The organism is Sphingopyxis sp., from assembly GCF_036402335.1.
Taxonomy (GTDB): domain Bacteria; phylum Pseudomonadota; class Alphaproteobacteria; order Sphingomonadales; family Sphingomonadaceae; genus Sphingopyxis.
On record NZ_DASWTD010000667.1, the window covers coordinates 1 to 3,212 of the forward strand.

Consider the following 3,212-nt stretch of genomic DNA (forward strand, 5'->3'; position numbering starts at 1 on the left):
CTCGCACTGGGATCGCTTGCGCCGGGGCGTTACACGCTCGCATTTTCGGTGGCCGCCTATTTCCGGGGGATAGGGGTGGTGCTTGCGGAGCCTCCTTTCCTCGACATCGTGACCATCGATTTCGGCATTTCCGGCGACGGCGGTCATTACCATGTCCCGCTTCTCGTCTCGCCCTACGGCTACTCGACTTACCGGGGGAGCTGACGCGATGCTCGAACTTGGCGAATGGCTCAATCTTGCGATCCGGTGGCTCCACCTGACCGCCGGTATCGCGTGGATCGGCTCTTCCTTCTATTTCGTGTGGCTCGACAATCATCTCAAGCCGCCGGCACAGGGCGGTGCGTCGGGCGAACTCTGGTCGGTCCATGGCGGCGGCTTCTATCACAATCAGAAATATCAGGTCGCCCCGCCGCAGATGCCGGCGGAGTTGCACTGGTTCAAATGGGAGGCTTATTTCACCTGGATCAGCGGTTTTTCGCTGCTCGTCGTCATCTATTATTTCGGCGCGCAGAGCTTTCTGATTGATCCGGCCAAGGCCGCGCTGACGCCGGCCCAGGCGATCGGAACGGGATTGGCGTCGCTCGCGAGCGGATGGATCTTCTACGATCTTCTTTGCCGATCACCGCTTGGGCGGCACAACCGGATCGTTGGCGTCCTGTGGTTCCTGTTCTTGCTGGCGGCCGCGATCCTGCTCGACCATCTTCTCAATGCCCGCGCCGCCTATATTCACGTCGGCGCGATGATGGGCACTGTCATGGCGGCGAACGTCTTTTTCATCATCATTCCGAACCAGAGGAAGGTGGTTGCCGATCTGGTCGCCGGGCGCCAGCCCGATCCGGCTCTCGGAGCGGCGGGGAAGAGGCGCTCGCTTCACAATAATTATATGACCCTTCCCGTGCTGTTCATCATGATCAGCCATCATTATCCGATGACCTACGGCGCCGAGCGGCCCTGGCTGGTCCTGGCACTGGTCGGCCTGACCGGGGTCGCCGTCCGCCATATCTTCAACCTGAGACACCGTGCGGCGAACCTTCGTCTGGCAATCGTGACGGCGGTCGTGCTCGCTTATGTGACGGTCGCATATGTCTCGATCGAGAAGGAAGCGCGCGCCGGCACGAGCGTGGCCGGAGCAAACGTAACCGGCGCTGATATCCAGCCGATTCTGACGACGCGTTGCGCCTCCTGCCACAGTGCCCGACCTGCCAATCCGGCCTTCTCCTCGCCGCCACTCGGTATCGTCCTCGATGATTATGACGATGCGCGCGCCTATGCCGAGCGGATCAAACGGACAGCGGTCGATTCCGAGTCCATGCCGCTTGGCAACGCCACGGGCATGACATCCGAGGAACGCGTGCGACTCGGCGCATGGATCGATGGAGGCATGCCGAAATGATCCGTTTCCTTCTGGATGGCGAGCTGATGGAAGTCGAGGTAGAGGCGACCGAAACAGCGCTCGATCTCATCCGCTATCGTCTAGGAAGAACCGGCACCAAGGAAGGGTGCGCCGAGGGCGATTGCGGTGCTTGCACGGTGCTGCTCGGCGAACGGGCGGAAACCGGACTCGCCTGGCGCGCTGTGAACGCCTGCATCCTGTTTGCGCCGATGCTTGACGGCAAGGTTCTGAAGACGGTCGAGAGTCTCGCCGGCGGAGGAGTGCTCGCGCCGATCCAGTCCGAGATGATCGAGCGGCACGGTTCGCAATGCGGTTTTTGCACGCCGGGCTTTGTGATGAGCCTGCACGGTCGTGCGATCGGCGCGCTGGGAACGGCGGATCGCAGCGTGGCCGACATCCTGTCGGGAAATTTGTGCCGCTGCACAGGCTATGGCCCGATTGTCGCAGCGGGTGAAGCCGTGGCAGTCCAGCCCGGTGACGACAGCGCCGACCTGAAGGCCCTTGCCGGCATCGCGCCCGCCGAAGCAGGGAAGGGATGGTTCGCGCCCCGGACCGCCGATGCTTTGGCCGCGCTGCTCCTGCAATATCCCGACGCAAGGATCGTGGCGGGCGCGACCGATGTCGGCCTGTGGGTTACCAAGCAGCAGCGCGACCTCGGCACTGTCATTTTCATCGGTGACATTGCTGAACTGCGCGAGATTTCATCCTCCGCGGGCGGACTTAGGATCGGAGCCGGCGTACGTTATTCGGAGGCTTGGGATGCGTTGACGGACATACACCCCGCGCTTGGCGAGCTGGTGCGCCGTATCGCGGGCACACAGGTGCGCAACGCTGGCACGATCGGCGGCAATATCGCTAACGGCTCGCCGATCGGGGATACGCCGCCGGCGCTGATCGTCCTCGACGCACAGCTGACGCTCCGCAGCGGAAAGGACCGCCGGACGATCGCGCTCGAGCAGTTCTTCATCGAATATGGGCGCCAGGACCGCGCCGCCGGCGAGTTCGTGGAGAGCATTTTTGTGCCGCGCCCGGCAGCAGACACGATGTTCGACGTGATCAAGCTGTCGAAGCGGTTCGACAGCGATATTTCGGCTGTATGCGGGGCTTTCGCGCTCAGGATTGCCGAGGAGCAGGTCATTGCCGCGCGGATCGCCTTCGGAGGCATGGCCGGCACGCCGAAGCGGGCATTGGCCTGCGAAGCGGCGCTTGTCGGGAAAAGGTGGAGCGCGGCAACCGTCGAGGCGGCCGCCGCGGCGCTCGTGCAGGATTATGCGCCGCTGACAGATGCGCGGGGCAGCTCGGCCTATCGCATGACGGTCGCTGCCAATCTGTTGCGCCGGATGTGGTTGCGGTCGAGCCGTCCCGGCGAACCGGTGTCGGTGCTGGAGAAGGGGCTGGCCTATGGCTGATGCGGGGATCGGAGCGCGGGGTGTCGTCCATCGGGACCAGCCGCATGACAGCGCGCGCGGCCATGTCACAGGCGCGGCACGCTATATCGACGATCTGCCGCAGGTGCCCGGATTGCTGCACCTTGCCTTCGGTCTGTCTCGCGCGGCGCATGCGCGGATCGCGGACATCGATCTTGCCGCGGCGCGCGCGGTGCCGAGCGTCGTTGCCGTTCTGACCGCAGCGGACATCCCGGGCGAGAATAATGTCGGACCGATTTTCCATGACGATCAGTTGCTCGCGACAGAAGAGGTCCATTATGTGGGGCAGCCTATCTTCCTTGTCGCCGCGGAGACCCGCGAGGCCGCCCGGCGCGCCGCCAAGCTTGGCGTCATCGGCTATGAAAGACTGCCTGTCGAACTGACCATCGCCG

Annotated in this window: 3 protein-coding genes and 1 pseudogene; all 4 read left to right on the forward strand. The window is 63.7% G+C overall.

The annotated features are described in order from the left end of the window. On the forward strand, positions 1–204 hold a 204-nt coding region (locus VGD20_RS21435), incomplete at its 5' end, for a hydroxyisourate hydrolase (RefSeq protein WP_331136396.1). Between the two features lie 4 nt (positions 205–208). After that, on the forward strand, positions 209–1,393 hold the full coding sequence (locus VGD20_RS21440; RefSeq protein WP_331136397.1) for a urate hydroxylase PuuD: 1,185 nt from the start codon (positions 209–211) through the stop codon (positions 1,391–1,393). After that, the gene (xdhA, locus tag VGD20_RS21445; protein ID WP_331136398.1) at positions 1,390–2,802 is read left to right on the forward strand and encodes a xanthine dehydrogenase small subunit; all 1,413 of its coding nucleotides are present in this window, start codon (positions 1,390–1,392) and stop codon (positions 2,800–2,802) included. Before VGD20_RS21440 ends, xdhA begins: the two co-directional genes overlap by 4 nt. Continuing rightward, positions 2,795–3,212 (forward strand): annotated as a pseudogene (locus VGD20_RS21450) (xanthine dehydrogenase molybdopterin binding subunit); the annotation flags it as partial. The gene xdhA and the pseudogene VGD20_RS21450, both read left to right, overlap by 8 nt.